Source organism: Vibrio sp. Vb2960 (genome assembly GCF_033337665.1).
Classification (GTDB): domain Bacteria; phylum Pseudomonadota; class Gammaproteobacteria; order Enterobacterales; family Vibrionaceae; genus Vibrio; species Vibrio alginolyticus.
Genome location: NZ_JAWORD010000001.1, coordinates 319,655 through 334,517 on the forward strand (window position 1 = coordinate 319,655; position 14,863 = coordinate 334,517).

The 14,863-nt window shown below is 45.7% G+C and carries 14 protein-coding genes and 1 pseudogene; 4 read left to right on the forward strand and 11 right to left on the reverse strand.

Annotated elements, in window-relative coordinates; all coding sequences use genetic code 11:
* The first annotated feature begins 94 nt into the window (after nt 1-94).
* Complete coding sequence (locus R7O03_RS01335) at nt 95-316, forward strand: hypothetical protein (protein WP_017635120.1); 222 nt, start codon at nt 95-97, stop codon at nt 314-316.
* Nucleotides 317-414: 98 nt separating this feature from the next.
* Here R7O03_RS01335 and R7O03_RS01340 read toward each other — a convergent pair whose 3' ends face one another.
* Both R7O03_RS01340 and R7O03_RS01345 read right to left on the reverse strand, forming a co-directional pair.
* Nucleotides 415-786 carry a VOC family protein gene (locus R7O03_RS01340; RefSeq protein WP_318131320.1) on the reverse strand — a complete coding sequence of 124 codons (372 nt, stop codon included), beginning with the start codon at nt 784-786 and terminating at the stop codon, nt 415-417.
* Between the two features lie 59 nt (nt 787-845).
* Nucleotides 846-1,735: pseudogene (locus tag R7O03_RS01345) on the reverse strand (LysR family transcriptional regulator).
* A 109-nt stretch (nt 1,736-1,844) separates the two neighbouring features.
* Here R7O03_RS01345 and R7O03_RS01350 point away from each other — a divergent pair.
* A complete protein-coding gene (locus tag R7O03_RS01350) occupies nt 1,845-2,456 on the forward strand; it encodes a LysE family translocator (RefSeq protein ID WP_213917179.1) in 612 nt (203 codons plus the stop codon).
* 131 nt (nt 2,457-2,587) lie between these two features.
* Here the strand turns inward: R7O03_RS01350 and R7O03_RS01355 are convergent, their stop codons facing one another.
* The 3 genes from R7O03_RS01355 to R7O03_RS01365 all read right to left on the reverse strand — a co-directional run bounded on the left by R7O03_RS01355 (nt 2,588) and on the right by R7O03_RS01365 (nt 4,825).
* Nucleotides 2,588-2,797, reverse strand: coding sequence for a hypothetical protein (locus tag R7O03_RS01355; RefSeq protein ID WP_005373984.1), 210 nt, complete (start codon nt 2,795-2,797; stop codon nt 2,588-2,590).
* A 105-nt stretch (nt 2,798-2,902) separates the two neighbouring features.
* Nucleotides 2,903-4,501 (reverse strand): chaperonin GroEL, encoded by a 1,599-nt coding sequence (gene groL, locus R7O03_RS01360; RefSeq protein ID WP_005388702.1) that lies wholly within the window; start codon nt 4,499-4,501, stop codon nt 2,903-2,905.
* A 33-nt stretch (nt 4,502-4,534) separates the two neighbouring features.
* Nucleotides 4,535-4,825 carry a co-chaperone GroES gene (locus R7O03_RS01365; RefSeq protein ID WP_005373989.1) on the reverse strand — a complete coding sequence of 97 codons (291 nt, stop codon included), beginning with the start codon at nt 4,823-4,825 and terminating at the stop codon, nt 4,535-4,537.
* A 267-nt stretch (nt 4,826-5,092) separates the two neighbouring features.
* On the opposite strand from R7O03_RS01365, the gene R7O03_RS01370 reads away from it, so the two are divergent.
* Nucleotides 5,093-5,443 (forward strand): rhodanese-like domain-containing protein, encoded by a 351-nt coding sequence (locus R7O03_RS01370; protein WP_167415747.1) that lies wholly within the window; start codon nt 5,093-5,095, stop codon nt 5,441-5,443.
* 93 nt (nt 5,444-5,536) lie between these two features.
* Here the strand turns inward: R7O03_RS01370 and R7O03_RS01375 are convergent, their stop codons facing one another.
* The 4 genes from R7O03_RS01375 to R7O03_RS01390 form a co-directional block, all read right to left on the reverse strand.
* A complete protein-coding gene (locus R7O03_RS01375; RefSeq protein ID WP_005388696.1) occupies nt 5,537-5,935 on the reverse strand; it encodes a GFA family protein in 399 nt (132 codons plus the stop codon).
* A gap of 252 nt (nt 5,936-6,187) precedes the next feature.
* Complete coding sequence (locus R7O03_RS01380) at nt 6,188-6,451, reverse strand: DUF3012 domain-containing protein (RefSeq protein WP_005395285.1); 264 nt, start codon at nt 6,449-6,451, stop codon at nt 6,188-6,190.
* 192 nt (nt 6,452-6,643) lie between these two features.
* The gene (fni, locus tag R7O03_RS01385; protein ID WP_006741316.1) at nt 6,644-7,663 is read right to left on the reverse strand and encodes a type 2 isopentenyl-diphosphate Delta-isomerase; all 1,020 of its coding nucleotides are present in this window, start codon (nt 7,661-7,663) and stop codon (nt 6,644-6,646) included.
* 239 nt (nt 7,664-7,902) lie between these two features.
* Entirely contained in the window at nt 7,903-9,702 is a 1,800-nt protein-coding gene (locus R7O03_RS01390) for a sodium:proton antiporter (RefSeq protein ID WP_318131324.1), read from the reverse strand.
* A gap of 440 nt (nt 9,703-10,142) precedes the next feature.
* Between R7O03_RS01390 and R7O03_RS01395 the strand changes: the two genes are divergently transcribed.
* Nucleotides 10,143-12,806, forward strand: coding sequence for a DUF2339 domain-containing protein (locus tag R7O03_RS01395; RefSeq protein WP_411977457.1), 2,664 nt, complete (start codon nt 10,143-10,145; stop codon nt 12,804-12,806).
* Between the two features lie 88 nt (nt 12,807-12,894).
* Here the strand turns inward: R7O03_RS01395 and R7O03_RS01400 are convergent, their stop codons facing one another.
* The gene (locus R7O03_RS01400; RefSeq protein WP_005373996.1) at nt 12,895-13,935 is read right to left on the reverse strand and encodes a flagellin; all 1,041 of its coding nucleotides are present in this window, start codon (nt 13,933-13,935) and stop codon (nt 12,895-12,897) included.
* Nucleotides 13,936-13,953: 18 nt separating this feature from the next.
* On the reverse strand, nt 13,954-14,853 hold the full coding sequence (gene flgL, locus R7O03_RS01405) for a flagellar hook-associated protein FlgL (protein ID WP_005373998.1): 900 nt from the start codon (nt 14,851-14,853) through the stop codon (nt 13,954-13,956).
* Nucleotides 14,854-14,863 lie beyond the last annotated feature (10 nt).

Sequence of the window (14,863 nt, forward strand, 5' to 3'; positions counted from 1 at the left end):
GATCATACCTTGCGTGGTTGAGATTGACAAATTGAGCGCGCTCATTTATAAAATTGAGCACGCTCATTTTATATAAAAACAAAAGGAATCGCTCATGTACGTATTAAACAAACTAGGCCAAGGATTGATTTTCTTCCCGACCATCTTCTGCTTTTCGTATATTTTAAGACCGATATTAATGGTCATCCTTATTCCAGGAGGACTCGCACTTTTGGCGTTAATCGGTGGCGCAGAAGTCAGAGCGGAACTCAAAGCCATGCTGCTTGAGGAGTTTTTTGGCGTTAGCCCATCGCACACCACCTCGAAAAAGGCGTGAGTGCGCGAGAAACGTTGGCAAGGTTAAGTAAAAAAGAAAACGCGCAGATATCGAGATCTCAATACCTGCGCGTAGATGTGGTGAAAATAAGACTGGCGTTAGTCAGTATTCATGTTCTGACCAATTCGCCATAAAACGCCGCTAGGGTCAAACAAACAACATTCGCGCATGCTCCAAGGTTGCTCGACCAGCTCAGTCAAACGCGAACCAAATTCTTCATGACCCACTTTGGATAAGTGCTGATGCCAACTTTCTGCGTCTTCTACGAGCAAGTGCATCATGAAGTTATTGCCGTGTTCTGGCTCATAAAAATTCTGTAAAAGAAACGCGCAGCTACCTTGAGAGAAGTATGCTACATCACCGAAGTCCGATGCCATTTCAAAGCCAATCGCCTCATAAAAGCGTTTTGATAGCGCGTAATCTTTCGCCGGAACAAATGATTTGATTTCAACAATATTGAGGTTTTCCATTTCCAATTTCCTAAGCCTTTTTCCATAAAACTGACTGACGTAATCTCGCTCTATGCCTTCTATTCGCCTTGCGTAATCTGCTGTGATGACAGTGGCACACACTCTGCCATTTGCGTTTGTAACCACGTGATAAATTTATGTTCGAGTTCTGTACGCTTTTTATCTTGACTCAATAAAACGTAATTGCAACTTGATGGAGAAAACCCAAATGTGCGACCAAATTACCACGCTTAATATCGTCCATGACAAAAGGATACGATCCCATTGCGACGCCTAAGCCATCCACTGCGGCTTGTATGCAAAAATAAAAATGCGCGAATGATTGCTGAGTGTTGCCGTTGAAAGTTTCACAACGTGTTGATTGCTGCCAATCCGCCCAAGCATTCGGTCTGGTTTGGCTATTCAACAATCGAGCTGCTTTCAAATTGTCTTTAATGGATTGCCAATACTCAGGAGAAAATACCGGCCCCACCCACTCTTCCACAAGAATGGTTTTGTCGTAATCGTGATGCTGCGCAAAATCGTCTCGACGAATCGCCATCGAAAGCCCAGTTGATCCTAATGTTACCGGGCCACCAGCCGTCGACAAACGAACATCAGCACGGTGTTCATCATTAAACGCGGCCAACCTTGGCATCAACCAGCGCATGGTTAATGTCGGTTCACAAGACACTTCAAGATGCTGATGCTTCTCTTGAATAAGCGTATTCACGCCTGTTTCTAGCGTTTGGAATGCCGTTTCTGTGTATGTCTTGAGTAATTCGCCTTCCGCCGTCAACACGACTTTCCTGCCCTCTTTGAAGAACAAAGGTTGAGACAGATATTGCTCAAGTTGCTTGATCTGCTTACTCACGGCTCCGTGGGTAATGTTCAGTTTGTCAGCCGCTTCAGTGTAGCTTGAAGAACTCGCCGCAACGTGGAAGACATAAAAAGATTTCAGGTGACGCATCTGTGAGTTTTTCTCACCAATATGGGAATGTTTTTCGATTATAGTCAGTAATAAAGACGCCTACAATTTCGCTACATCCCAGACTTCATCATTCAAACAGGAAATCGATATGGAATTTGTAACTCTTGCGTTATTAGGTGTGCTTATTGTCATTAGCCCTGGCGCAGACTTTGTTTTGGTATTAAGAAATAGCTTAAATCAAGGACGAAAAGCAGGCGTGTATAGTGCGATTGGTATCAGCATGGCGATCAGCATCCACATCGCTTACTCCATGCTGGGGATCAGTTACTTAATTTCACAAAATGAATGGTTGTTTAATCTCGTGCGCTATCTTGGGGCCGCTTATCTTGTCTACCTTGGGATTAAAGGAATATTCTCCTCGCAACCTGCATCAAACTCAGAAACCGTTCAACAGAGCGAGTATTCAATGTGGCGATTTTTCATGCAGGGGTTTCTGTGTAATTTACTCAATCCCAAGACGATGCTGTTTTTTCTGAGTATTTTTAGCCAAGTGATTTCTCCCGACTCTAATCAGCAACACATCGCCTTTTTTTACGGGATTTATATGATTGCGCTGCATGGTATTTGGTTTTCTATCGTTGCTGTTTTATTCACGTCATCCCAGCTACAAGCTTTCTTGTTGAAGATTAAGCATCGACTCAATCAAGCATGTGGGGCGGGATTGATCATTTTCGGCGCAATGCTGGGCTTAAAGGTGTAGTGCGCTTGCGGTCCGATTACCCCAGTTCAAATTGATCATTGAACAAGTGGCAGTAATCAATTAAAAATCTACATTATCAATACTTTAAATTAGAAAAAAACAGCCAACGTGCGCTGGCTGTTTCGATACAGTTAATGGATGACCCGAGCGTCCCCTTTAAATAACTGAGACAGATCGATAGTGAATATCGTCACTGTCGGACGTTTAGGCAGAGCATTTTCGATCGAAAACTCTGGCCCAGCTGGAACGAGGGGGAAGTGAATAGCAGTCGGCCACGTTGACGAAGCTTCATTACCGCCCGGCTCAGATATTGAGAAAGAAAACGCAGGTAAACGGGTCATAACACTTACCTCAAATGACTGATTAGCGGGCTCAAGCGAGCCCGCTTAGGTTTTGCAATGTTATTGTTATTTTAACGCTTACTTAATCACTAACGATTGATGACGTTAGATATCAAGTTCTTTGTCTTCAACGTGGTTGGTGATCATCGCTTCAGTGGTGATCATCAAGCCAGCAACAGACGCTGCGAATTGAAGCGCTGAACGTGTTACTTTCGCAGGGTCCAAGATGCCCATTTCGATCATGTTGCCGTATTCACCTGTTGCAGCGTTGTAACCGTAATCGGCATCACCCGCTTTGACAGCGTTCGCCACAACAGAAGCTTCGTCACCTGCGTTAGTTGCGATTTGACGAAGAGGCTCTTCCATTGCACGTAGCGCAACTCGGATACCCACGTTTTGGTCATCATTGTCGCCTTTTAGATCCGCCAATTCTTTCGCGATCTTAGTTAGGGCAACACCACCACCAGCAACAATACCTTCTTCAACCGCTGCGCGGGTAGCGTGTAGCGCATCGTCCACGCGGTCTTTCTTCTCTTTCATCTCAACTTCGGTTGCAGCGCCGATCTTGATCACCGCTACGCCGCCAGAAAGCTTCGCAACACGTTGTTGAAGCTTGTCTTTATCGTATTGAGAGGTGGTTGTTTCGATTTGTTTTTCAATCGAAGCCACACGATCAGCAATCGCACTTGCTTCTGCTGCACCACCCACAATGGTTGTTGTGTCTTTGGTGATGGTCACTTTCTTCGCACTACCTAGTTGCTCTAACGTTGCTTTTTCGAGCTCTAGGCCGATTTCTTCAGAGATGACCGTACCAGCAGTTAGTACCGCAATGTCTTCCATCATCGCTTTACGGTTGTCACCAAAGCCAGGCGCTTTCACCGCGGTCGCACGCACGATGCCGCGCATGTTGTTCACAACCAATGTCGCTAACGCTTCACCTTCGATGTCTTCAGCAATGATCAATAGCGAGCGAGAAGATTTCGCCACTTCTTCTAGTACAGGCAATAGCTCGCGGATGCTGCTGACTTTTTTGTCCACCAATAGGATGTATGGGTTGTCTAGCTCGACGCTGCCATTTTCTTGGTTAGTGATGAAGTATGGCGACAAGTAACCGCGGTCGAATTGCATACCTTCAACCACAGACAATTCGTTGTTTAGACCTTGGCCTTCTTCAACCGTAATCACGCCATTGCGACCCACTTTTTCCATCGCTTCTGCAATGATTTCACCGATCGCGCGATCGCTGTTTGCAGAAATGCTACCCACTTGGGTAATGGATTCTTTGTCGCTGCATGGCTTAGACATTTCACGTAGTTTCTCAACCGCCGCTTCAGTGGCTTTGTCGATACCACGTTTTAGGTCCATTGGGTTCATGCCAGAGGCTACCGCTTTAAGACCTTCATTGATGAAAGATTGCGCCAGTACGGTAGCCGTCGTTGTACCGTCCCCCGCTTCATCATTCGCTTTGGACGCCACTTGTTTCACCATTTGTGCGCCCATGTTTTCGAACTTATCTTTCAGTTCGATTTCTTTCGCTACAGACACGCCATCTTTGGTGATGGTTGGCGCGCCGTAAGATTTATCAAGCACAACGTTGCGGCCTTTCGGGCCTAGTGTCACTTTTACTGCGTCCGCCAGTAAGTTCACACCTTTCAGCATTTTTTGACGTGCGTCATTAGCAAATAATACGTCTTTTGCAGCCATGGTTATCTCCTCAAAAAACTACTACAAAAATAATTACTCAACGATTGCTAACACATCAGATTCGGACAGAATTAAGTATTCTGCGCCGTCAATTTTCTCGGTTTTCACGCCGTAACCGTCATTGAAAATGATTTGGTCGCCCACTTTGACTTCCATCGCAGCGCGTTCGCCATTTTCAAGACGTTTACCTAAACCAACAGCAATGACTTTCCCGCGGTTTGATTTTTTCACCGACTGAGAAGTTAAAACGATTCCCCCTTCAGATTTATTTTCCACCTCTTGTCTTTCAACAATTAGCTTGTCATTTAAAGGACGAATTTTCATTTTTAAGTGCCTCCTACTTGGAACCAAAAATAAAAGACAAAATAAACATCAAGATGGATTTGCGAGTCGACAGCTCGCTTTCGATGAAAATAATAAGGTCGAAAAATGAGAGTTCAAGAGGTGAATTTGATAAAAATTTTTTATTAAATTAAATAAAATTTTCTATCGAATTATCGCATTCACAACCACTTAGCATCTCTTTATGATGGAAAATATGCTCAATCAAATCTAGAGTGGTTACGTACTCTTAAAAAGGATAATCAAACAATGAAAAAGGCCGTATCTCTATTTCTTGCAACATTGTGCGTGAGCTTCCTCTCCCCCAACGTGTCGGCTTCTGAACGCGCTGAACAAGGGTGGCAATTGATTGACAAGGGCGCGATGATTGTCGATGTGCGTACGCCGCAAGAGTTTTCTGAAGGGCATTTGGATAATGCCGTCAACTTCCCTTTATCTGAACTTGATAAACATTTTCAAGACGTCGATAAAGATCAAGCTATCGTGTTGTACTGTCGCAGTGGTAACCGCTCTGGCAAAGCGTATCAATACTTACAATCGCAAGGCTTTACGAATCTGCACAATGCAGGTGGCTTTGAAGAACTACAAGACGCCAAATAGTCGTCTCCGTTCTAATATACAAAGTAAAAGCACAGAGCGCGTCGCAAGCGTATTGTAACGCGCTCTGTTTCTAAATACTTATCTACAACAACTCTATTTTGGCCCTGCATCAAATTGAGTCAGGTTATCCGATATCTCGAGCCACGGCGCTTTCGACGCGACAAAAATATGGAAATCGGGCTTGTGAGAAGGTGTGTCATCCAAGATACCAAGGCGAATATTGACGATCCCATTGTTCTTTTTCGAATACAGACTTGATCCGCAGTGGCGACAAAAGCATAGCATGGTATTTTCGCTTTTCTGATAAGTTTGAATATCTTCTTTCCCTTGGATAATAAGCAGTTTATCCAACGCAATACCACCGGCAGATGAATAGTCAGAACCTGTGAACTTGCGGCATTCAGAGCAATGGCAATTTCCCATGTACTTGAATTCATCTGCCACTTCCAACTTTACCTTGCCGCACAGACATGAGCCTTTTAGTACTTCCATTTGAATTCCTTTTTGTTATGAATCTAATTGAATTAGATGGCTATCTCGACACCATGCCACTGCAATACGAAAAATTAAAGACAGGCAATACAGGTTTTCAAAAATGAAACGAAAATGTAAAACATTCCATTCAGAGGGAAGTGCGCTCGACACGTGAAAAATCGAGCTATTTTAGATACAAAAACACCAAGCAATAACGCTTGGTGTTTACCTCACAGAATGTCGCCTCAGAAAAGGCGCTTTCCGCTGTGCTTAAAAAATGCAGTGCTTAGTAAAGCTGGTAGCTTCGTTTGCACTCCAGTCACCTTTTGGCTTATCTTTCAAGTTCTCACACCATTGCTCGCTGCCCACACCATCTTGAAGAACACAGTGCTTCGCAAAGTCTACTGCGTTGTCTGCTGTCCATTCTGTTTTTGGCTTATCGCGCATGTCGTTACACCAGCCTTCAGTGCCCACTTCATCACTACAAGCGGTTAAAGCAGAAGCCGCCAACATCAGCATGACTAGTTTTTTCATAAATTTAAGGTTCCAGTTGCAAACAATATTAAAATAAAACTCAATCGCTTCAACAAATGCCCATTCAACGGTCTGAATTAAGCAGTCACTTGTTGAAGTGACTTTTGTATCAACTATAACGAAATTATCAGTCTACGTGTTAAGACACCGAAAAATTATTGAGCCAAGCTGCGTAAATGACACCATAAACACCTATAGGCAGCGCGCTTGCGTTAATGCGCTGATCTTAGAAGACCCCGTGCCAAAACATGATAAACGTAACTCTAACGCCATTTGCTCAAAGTGCTCGACCACCGCTTGAGTGCTTATGGTAGCCGCTTTCAAGACTGCGCCCGCTTGCCCAACGAGATTGGCGCCCAAATGTATGGCTTTCGCCGCTTCAAGTCCGTTATGCACACCACCTGAGGCGATCAAAGGTAATGTAGGATGCTGTGCTCTTATTTGAGTCAAACATTTTGCCGTCGGGATACCCCAATCGCGAAAAAGCTCGGCTGCACGCTGCATTTTCGGGTTATCTTGGCAATAGCCTTCAACCGCGCTCCAACTTGTGCCACCCGCGCCCGCTACGTCAATAGCATCCACACCGGCGTCAACCAATCGCTGCGCAACGTGACCACTTATACCAAAACCGACTTCTTTGATAATGATCGGAACATTCACGCGAGATTTAAGCTGCTCGATAGCGTGTAAGACCCCAATCCAATTATGGTCGCCATTTTTCTGAAACGCTTCCTGCATTGGGTTTACGTGTACAAACAACGCATCCGCTTGAATGGATTCAACCGCACGCTGCGCATTATCAAGTTTACCTTTGTCGCGCAATTGAGCGGCTCCAAGGTTCGAATAAAGCGGCACATCTTTGGCTAAATCACGAATGGTTTTGCCTAGACCTGCGTGTTGGCGCTCTTCTAAGCTAATACGCTGCGAACCCACGCCCATCGCAATGCCTAATTCACTGGCAGCTTCAGCCAAACGACAATTGATCACTTCTGCGTCTTTTGCTCCACCTGTCATTGAGCTAATCAGAAACGGCAGCGCCAGTCGGTGGCCAAGAAACTCTGTCGAAAGGTCGATCGCCTGAAAGTCACATTCTGGCAGCGCGCAGTGTTCAAACTCGACAGACTCAAAGCCCGCCGTTTTATGCTTCATGCTCATGTCATGATGTAAAACAGCGTCTAGATGTAAATCTTTTCGGTTAGTTTGCGGAGCCATAATGTCACCCTAAAGTAAAACAGTCGCGCAGTATTGCGATCCTTATCAGTAACGTCAATGCGAATTTTCTGAATTCACGAGATTACTTTTCCGAAACCAGTAATGAATCACGACTTACTCTGACATTATAGGAAGAGAAACTCGCCTTCTGTTTTAAACAAGCAGGCGAGTGTTTCACCAAGTTGAAGTAATCAGCGTGCGAGACACCACGATAAAAATGAGCCGCATACTTCTCTAATTTACTTTGCGCTTTCTGACAGAATCAGAGACACAACGGTGCTTGTGGTGGTTGGAGCAAACTGCTCAGGGTCATCACAGAATTGAATTTTCCCTTTTTCTTCAACGTGGAACAACGGTACTACCGAGTTCCCTTTGTGGTGCGCTAAGTAGTCTTGATACGTAAAGTTGTCGCTCAATTTCGTGTGTTTTATCTCTGCACCGCGGCTCAATAAACTGGCCAGCTGCGTATAGCTTACGTTACCGCCCATCAGCAATTTACCGTGGTACTCCTGAGCCACGGAGTGCTTCTCGCTACCATTGCCGTTGGTTTTCACTTTTTGCAAGCAGTGAACTTTATCTTCCCCAAACTCGTCGACAAATTGCATGCAAGCCATAATGTTGAAATGCTGATCGGGCGTTAATGCAACCACTTGACCTATTCCTATCAAGTTCAAGTTGTCGTCCGCGTGACTAGAAATAGGGTTGCCGTAATAGTAATCCAATCCCAACATACGAACCTGACTGATGTACTCCCAGTTTGAGTCAGTCATTAATACGCGACGGTCATAACGCGCCAGCGCCTGCCCTATTTCTCTTGCAACTCGGTTAGCACCAATCAACAAGAAGCCGCGTGGTGCTGGCTCTGCGACGCCCAATGTCAGCGCTATAGGACGTGCCGTCGCACTTTGTAACACGACCGTTCCTATAATCACCATGAAGGTCATAGGGACCAGTAAAATCGCTTCATCAATGCCGTATTCGGTCAATTTGATCGCGAAAAGAGACGAAATCGAAGCAGCAACAATACCGCGCGGTGCAACCCAAGACAAAAACAGCTTATCTTTGAGACGCAAGTTGCTGCGGAAGGTTGAAAGAAAAATCGATAACGGACGCGACACTAACTGCATAAATACAAACAACAATAACGCACCGCTACCTAGCGCAGCAAAATCATCCAGACTGATTCGAGCCGCAAGGAAGATGAACAATCCGGTGATCAGTAAAATGGTTAAATGCTCTTTAAAGTGCAGAATTTGCTGAATATTGATGTCTTTAGCGTTTGCGAGCCACATACCCATTACGGTGACGGTTAGTAACCCAGCTTCAGACTCAATGTGGTTAGAGACCGAAAATACACCTAGAACCACCATCAAAACCGCAAATGGCTGCAAATATTCCGGTAGCCAAGAGCGACGCATGATCGTCGCAACTGCATAGCCTGAGGCCGCACCTAGCATGACGCCGACAGCAATGATCGTCCCAAACACTTCGACGCTATTTATCGCGCTGTGAGATACGATAAACTCGTAAACCATCACAACAAAAAGCGCACCGAGCGGGTCAATCAAAATCCCTTCCCATCGCAAAATGTTAGCAAGCGTACTGTTAGGTCTTACGGTTCGTAGAAGTGGCACGATGACCGTCGGCCCTGTTACTACGGTTAAGCTGCCGAACAACATGGCAAGCTCCCAAGTAAAGCCGAGGAAATAGTGTGTTGCGATACTAGTCGCTGCCCACGAAATGATCGCCCCGATGGAAACAATGCTCCATACCGAACCACTCACGCCACGAATTTCTTTAAAGTTTAAGGTCAAACTGCCTTCAAATAAAATCACTGCCACCGCTAAAGAAACCAACGGAAAGAGCAAATTACCTAATATCTCATCAGGATTTAACCACTGCATAAATGGCCCGACGATCAGCCCTGCCAACAACAAAAATAAAATCGCTGGCAAACGCAATCGCCAAGCTAACCATTGGCAACCTAAACCAATAACCCCAACCGCTGACAGCACCAGCGCTTCATTACCCACTTGCATCAATAATTACCTGTTTTTGTCTTTTTTCGCGTGAATGCGCTATACCCGAATACATTCAGCCTTACGGTCAAATAGAAACAACCGAACGTGCAAATCAAACGACTGACCTTCGATGACATCGCTACGAAACGCACATGTTTGAAGTCCTTTGGCGATCGCATCAGAACTATGAATATAGTTGACCCCCAATGACTTAACGACTCATTTTTGTTCATCAGGTCTTAAAGTGGCACACAAGTGTGCGACTTTGTCGAATTCATCATTACGCATTGAGTTTCATTATGTAGAATGATTTCTAAAGAAAGCGCGGAACCTAGCACTATATGAGGCTAAGGCATAGAGCATGAACTAAGCTTTAGCGTAAGTGCTCAAAGTTAAGAATCGTGGGTCACGCGACGTACGCAAGGAGAAATGGATTGTACGTAATACTAGCACTGTTCATGGCGTGTCTCGCCATCCTCATCGGAGTGAAAGCCGCCAACCGAGCTGCACTTTTAGAAAAAGAACTAACCAAACTTCGTGAGGAAGTCACATCACTACGAGCCAGTGTCCATGGGGGCTCAAACCAACAAGCGCACCAACAATCCAGCATCGAAAAAGACACACCATCTGTAGCGACGTCACCTCACATAGAATCACCACAGAAAAATGTCTCATCCTCTGGGGAACATGATCCAGCTGCCAACCTAGACTTGGACCAGAGCGCTGCGAATCAAGGGTACGCCCAGATAAGAGAAGTGCAACTGGATGTTTTTAGTCAAGAAAATGAGTCATTCCTTCAGAGTAAAGTTCAGAGCCTGCTTAGCAACATTCAAGAAAATTGGTTGGTTTGGGTAGGCGCATTGGCCATGCTGATCGGTGGAGGTTATCTCGTACAGGTGATTGGTAGTCACATCCAGTTTTCGCCATTTATGCGAGTGTCCTTTGCCTTTGTGATCTCATTACTTATGGTGCTTGTTGGCGAGTGGTTTCACCGTAAAGAACAACAGAATCCGCAGCGGGCAGCACGAGCCCAAGGCTTTACGTATGTTCCTGCTGCCGTTACCGGTACGGGATTAACGGGCATTTACTGCACCGTCATTTTTGCCTTTGTGGTTTATCAAATGCTAACGCCAAGTATCTCGTTGATCATCTTGGCTTCAGCGGCATTTTTCAGTTTAGCATTATCATTGCGACAAGGGCCGTTAATGGCCGTGCTTGGCTTAATTGGTGGCTACACAGCACCACTGTGGATTGGAGGTAGTGAACCCAACTACTTTTTGTTAGCCGGATACATCTGCGCGATTTCGTTCGCGGCGACCTTATTGATGCAAAAAGTGCGTAGGGCATGGATTACGCCAAGTATCGCGATTCCACATGTCATTTGGATGTTGCTGTTGATTGAGAGTGTACCAACAGAACGGTTGTTCTCGTGGCTCGCGATTTATCTCTCCATCACTTTGTATCTCATTTTCGCGGTTCCGAGAATGGGTTGGATGCTCAATCCTCGCTTTCGTCACTATCAAAGCAAGTGGACAAACTCGCCGACCGCTACCGCTCTCGCAACTGCTTTATTGACCTTTTCTGCCGTCACCAGAATGCCGGAGCTGAACACTCTACAAATGGCGTACTGTTATACGCTGCTTGTTGCGATCATCTGGCTACCAGCACTTCGTACAGGCTGGTCATTACGTGTATTTTTGCCATCTATTCTCGTCTCAGCAACCGCGCTGATTGTTCTTACCATCGCTTTTGATGCGCTGTATATGTTAGAGCGAGAAGCTAGCATTCTATTCGCATTGGCGGTGAGTATTGCACTGATCGGCTATCGAACATATTGCCAATCACTTAGTGACCGTTCGCAACTCAGTGGGCTGCTTCTGCTGGTACTGGCTCCCGCGATGAGCTTAATTACGTTGCTTTATGTTGACGAATTTATGCAAGGCTACCTGTGGTATTGGACTACCTTCTGCGCATTGATGGCCACTTACTATGTTGTGCTTGGTCAGCGTGCACGTTCGTTGGCATTAGAATGCTCTGCCGTTATGCATGCTTTAATCGTAGGTATCGCTTTTGTTTGGTTGAGCGATACTTGGTTAACAACAGCAATCTCAATACAAGTTGCGATAATGGCCTTACAGGCTCAAGTCGGGTTATTTCGACCTGCGAGTTGGGCGATTAAAGTGACAATGGGAATACTGGTTATCCGACTCACGCTGCTACCTTTCATCCCCGAATGGCAACCGGTAGAAGCTGGGCATTGGGCTTGGGTTCTTGTGAGTTATATGCCTTCTCTCTTCATCTTGTCTTATGCTCGTTCAACACTAAAACAAGTGGACCGAGAACTGACCAACTGGTTTGAAGGGGCGTTTTTACATGTATTCTTAATGGCATTGTTCACCCAAACTAACTACTGGTTAACGGGGCAATATGGTTACTTGGGGCACATCGACTTCACAAGTGCGGCAGTCTTTGCCAATCAAGCATTAGTTATGGGTTTGGTATACAGCTACCGCAGCCAATTTGCGCAACGCTTAAGCCGTATCTACGAAATCTATAGTTACTTGCTTTGGTGCGCGTTCGCTATATTGATTATTTTGCTTAATACGGCAGAATCGCCGTTGGTGACTGATAACGTCTCGGCACAAGCACTTCCCATCTTTAACATGCTGAGTATCGGCTGGCTGTTACCAGCTTGCATCCTGCTTATCGCAACGTTTAAGCGCTGGAATACGTTGCAAGTTCATCGATTTGCGATTGCTAGTCTAGGCTTTTTACTTGCAGCCATTTGGTTGGGGATGTCTATCCGTCAATTCTGGCAAACCACATCGATGATGCTGTATCAGCCAACCAGCATGGCAGAGTTGTTCAGTTATTCAGTGGCTGGCTTGCTCGTAGGTGGATTGCTGACTTGGCGCGGCGTGACCCAACAGGGGCTGATGATGCAGCGTGTCGGTCTAGTGGTCCTTGCCGGTGTCGCACTGAAAGTATTCTTATGGGATGTGAGCTCTCTGGATGGGTTCTGGCGAGCAATAAGCTTCTTAGGCTTAGGTGCATCTTTGATAGCACTTGGATGGCTATTCCAGAAATTGAATCGTTCGGTGGCAAAAGCACTCGAGCCCTAGACGAGTCAAAGAGAGATTCCCGACAGTGCGCTGTTTTCGTTATTGGGGGACGATAACAGTGTAAAGCCGGGAATCATTGGAGTGTTCGTTACTTCAGTAAAGCGACCACGGTATGACGACGCACGTTTGCTTGCGCATTCAATGCCTGAAAAGTCGAAGTAAACTCGCCAGACTTTTGCATGAATCCATCCAGTTTTGCATTCACTTCATTGACTGAAAGCTGTGCGGTTTTGGTTTGGATAGAACGCATTTGAGTATTCAGTTCACCATGAAAAGCTTTCGCTTCCTGCAAGCTCGTTTGAACTTGTTTCAGATGCTGATTTACTTTGGCAATCGTCTGCTTGATGCCGTCGCGTGAGCCTAGATCAAACCCGAGCTCCGCAATACCATCTGGCTCAGACTTTAAGTTCAAAACGTTAGGCTGTCCCGCAGGGAAGCGGTGCCCTTCCCCCGTTACCATCACCTTTTGCTGCATTTGTTGATAAGCGTTGTCTCTGGCTTCAAATAAAATGCTGCCATCATCGGCTAATGAGGCTCGCATTCCTAACGCAATCAAGCTGCGATCCAGCATTTTGACCGTTCGCTCACCGTCTGATTGTCCATCAAACTGAATCATCACCGCTTGACCTTGAGGAAAATCCAAACGGATTTGCTCGGCCTTGTCGCTTAAGCGATGAACATTCAAACCTGGAATAGAAAAGCGACGAATATCCGCTTTATCCAGTTTTAAGTGCAGTTCGTTATTTAGGACTTTCTGGCCATCGAAACGTGCTTGCTCAACGACTTTTTGGATGGTGGCTTTAGAACGAACCAATGTATCCTGCAAACCAGGAACATTTTGTACGCCTTGATTAATAGCTTGCGTCAAACCACGTTTAATTTGCGTGAGCTCTTTGCCAATCACCTGCAGCGATTTGGACGCGATCTGAACCGCCGTGGCTTGCTGCTGACCCTGCGTAAGCTGAATACCAGATACAGAGTAGGCTGACGCAGTGTCAGCCTGAATTTGCGCCGGGCGCGGTTTAATTGCCGTACTTGAGTCTGCAGAACGGGTCGGCATGATAGAGGCTTGTTCTTGTCCACCTAAGCGTATGCTATGGGGTCTAACCTCTACTGTACTCATTACCATAAAAAGAACTTCCTAACCTTATAAACGGTCAAACAGCGACAAACCATCGATCTTCACATAGCTTGCTTGCGTTGCTTGCAAAGCGGCCATGTAATTACTCAATCGTACCGACGCTTCACCATAGTCCAGAGCAGAGAGGTCTCCAGATACTTTGTCAACGAACAGCTTGTTTTCACTGTGCGCGCCACCAACAAGATCTAAGTTGTTGTGTCGACCACCAATCTCAGTCATGGTCCCTAGTACGTTTGAAAAAGTATCGTCGATAGCGCTGATACTCGCCTCAACTTCAGCTCTGAAGTTGGCGGTAGGGCTCTCAAACTCTTTGATCAGCGCATCAATTTGGTTAAGCACGTTATGGCCTCCCCCAAGGTCCAATATTTCTTTTGCAGTCATATTGGAATCCATCGTGACACCTTTAGCAATTGTTACTACGCGCTTGTCACTATTACCTTCAATTACGTAGCTGCCGCTCGCTTTACTTACAGCCGCAGTATCCGTTTTAGTACCAGAGAAAAGGTAGTGCCCTTCTTCATCCTGCGCGTTAAAAGACGACTCAATAGAATCACGGTAACTCTTAAGCTCTGTAATCATACCGCCACGACTTTCGTCAGTAAGAGAGCCGTTCGCACCCCAAAGCGCGATGTCTCGCATGCTTTTTAAGCTTTCTTTGATCGAATCTAAATGGGTTTCTTGACTCGATAGCGTCGTTTTTACGTTTTCAATGTTGTTTTTGTACTGAGCAATCGCACTGGTTTCTCGGTCTAAGTTAAGCAACTTGATCGAAGCCATTGGATCGTCAGACAGCTTGGTTAAGCGCTTGCCAGTAGACATCTGTTGCAAAGCTTCGCCTAATCCCGCGCTATTGCTCTGCAAGCTGTGCAACATCATTTGACTAAATTGATTGTCACTAATTCGCATCTAAACTTTC

Coding starts and splice junctions, on each gene's coding strand:
- R7O03_RS01395 (WP_411977457.1), top strand. CDS start 10,143: ATGGCGTGTCTCGCCATCCTCATCGGAGTGAAAGCCGCCAACCGAGCT.
- fni (WP_006741316.1), bottom strand. CDS start 7,663: ATGGCTCCGCAAACTAACCGAAAAGATTTACATCTAGACGCTGTTTTA.
- R7O03_RS01355 (WP_005373984.1), bottom strand. CDS start 2,797: ATGACCCGTTTACCTGCGTTTTCTTTCTCAATATCTGAGCCGGGCGGT.
- R7O03_RS01350 (WP_213917179.1), top strand. CDS start 1,845: ATGGAATTTGTAACTCTTGCGTTATTAGGTGTGCTTATTGTCATTAGC.
- R7O03_RS01375 (WP_005388696.1), bottom strand. CDS start 5,935: ATGGAAGTACTAAAAGGCTCATGTCTGTGCGGCAAGGTAAAGTTGGAA.
- groL (WP_005388702.1), bottom strand. CDS start 4,501: ATGGCTGCAAAAGACGTATTATTTGCTAATGACGCACGTCAAAAAATG.
- R7O03_RS01365 (WP_005373989.1), bottom strand. CDS start 4,825: ATGAAAATTCGTCCTTTAAATGACAAGCTAATTGTTGAAAGACAAGAG.
- R7O03_RS01370 (WP_167415747.1), top strand. CDS start 5,093: ATGAAAAAGGCCGTATCTCTATTTCTTGCAACATTGTGCGTGAGCTTC.
- flgL (WP_005373998.1), bottom strand. CDS start 14,853: ATGCGAATTAGTGACAATCAATTTAGTCAAATGATGTTGCACAGCTTG.
- R7O03_RS01400 (WP_005373996.1), bottom strand. CDS start 13,935: ATGGTAATGAGTACAGTAGAGGTTAGACCCCATAGCATACGCTTAGGT.
- R7O03_RS01380 (WP_005395285.1), bottom strand. CDS start 6,451: ATGAAAAAACTAGTCATGCTGATGTTGGCGGCTTCTGCTTTAACCGCT.
- R7O03_RS01390 (WP_318131324.1), bottom strand. CDS start 9,702: ATGCAAGTGGGTAATGAAGCGCTGGTGCTGTCAGCGGTTGGGGTTATT.
- R7O03_RS01340 (WP_318131320.1), bottom strand. CDS start 786: ATGGAAAACCTCAATATTGTTGAAATCAAATCATTTGTTCCGGCGAAA.
- R7O03_RS01335 (WP_017635120.1), top strand. CDS start 95: ATGTACGTATTAAACAAACTAGGCCAAGGATTGATTTTCTTCCCGACC.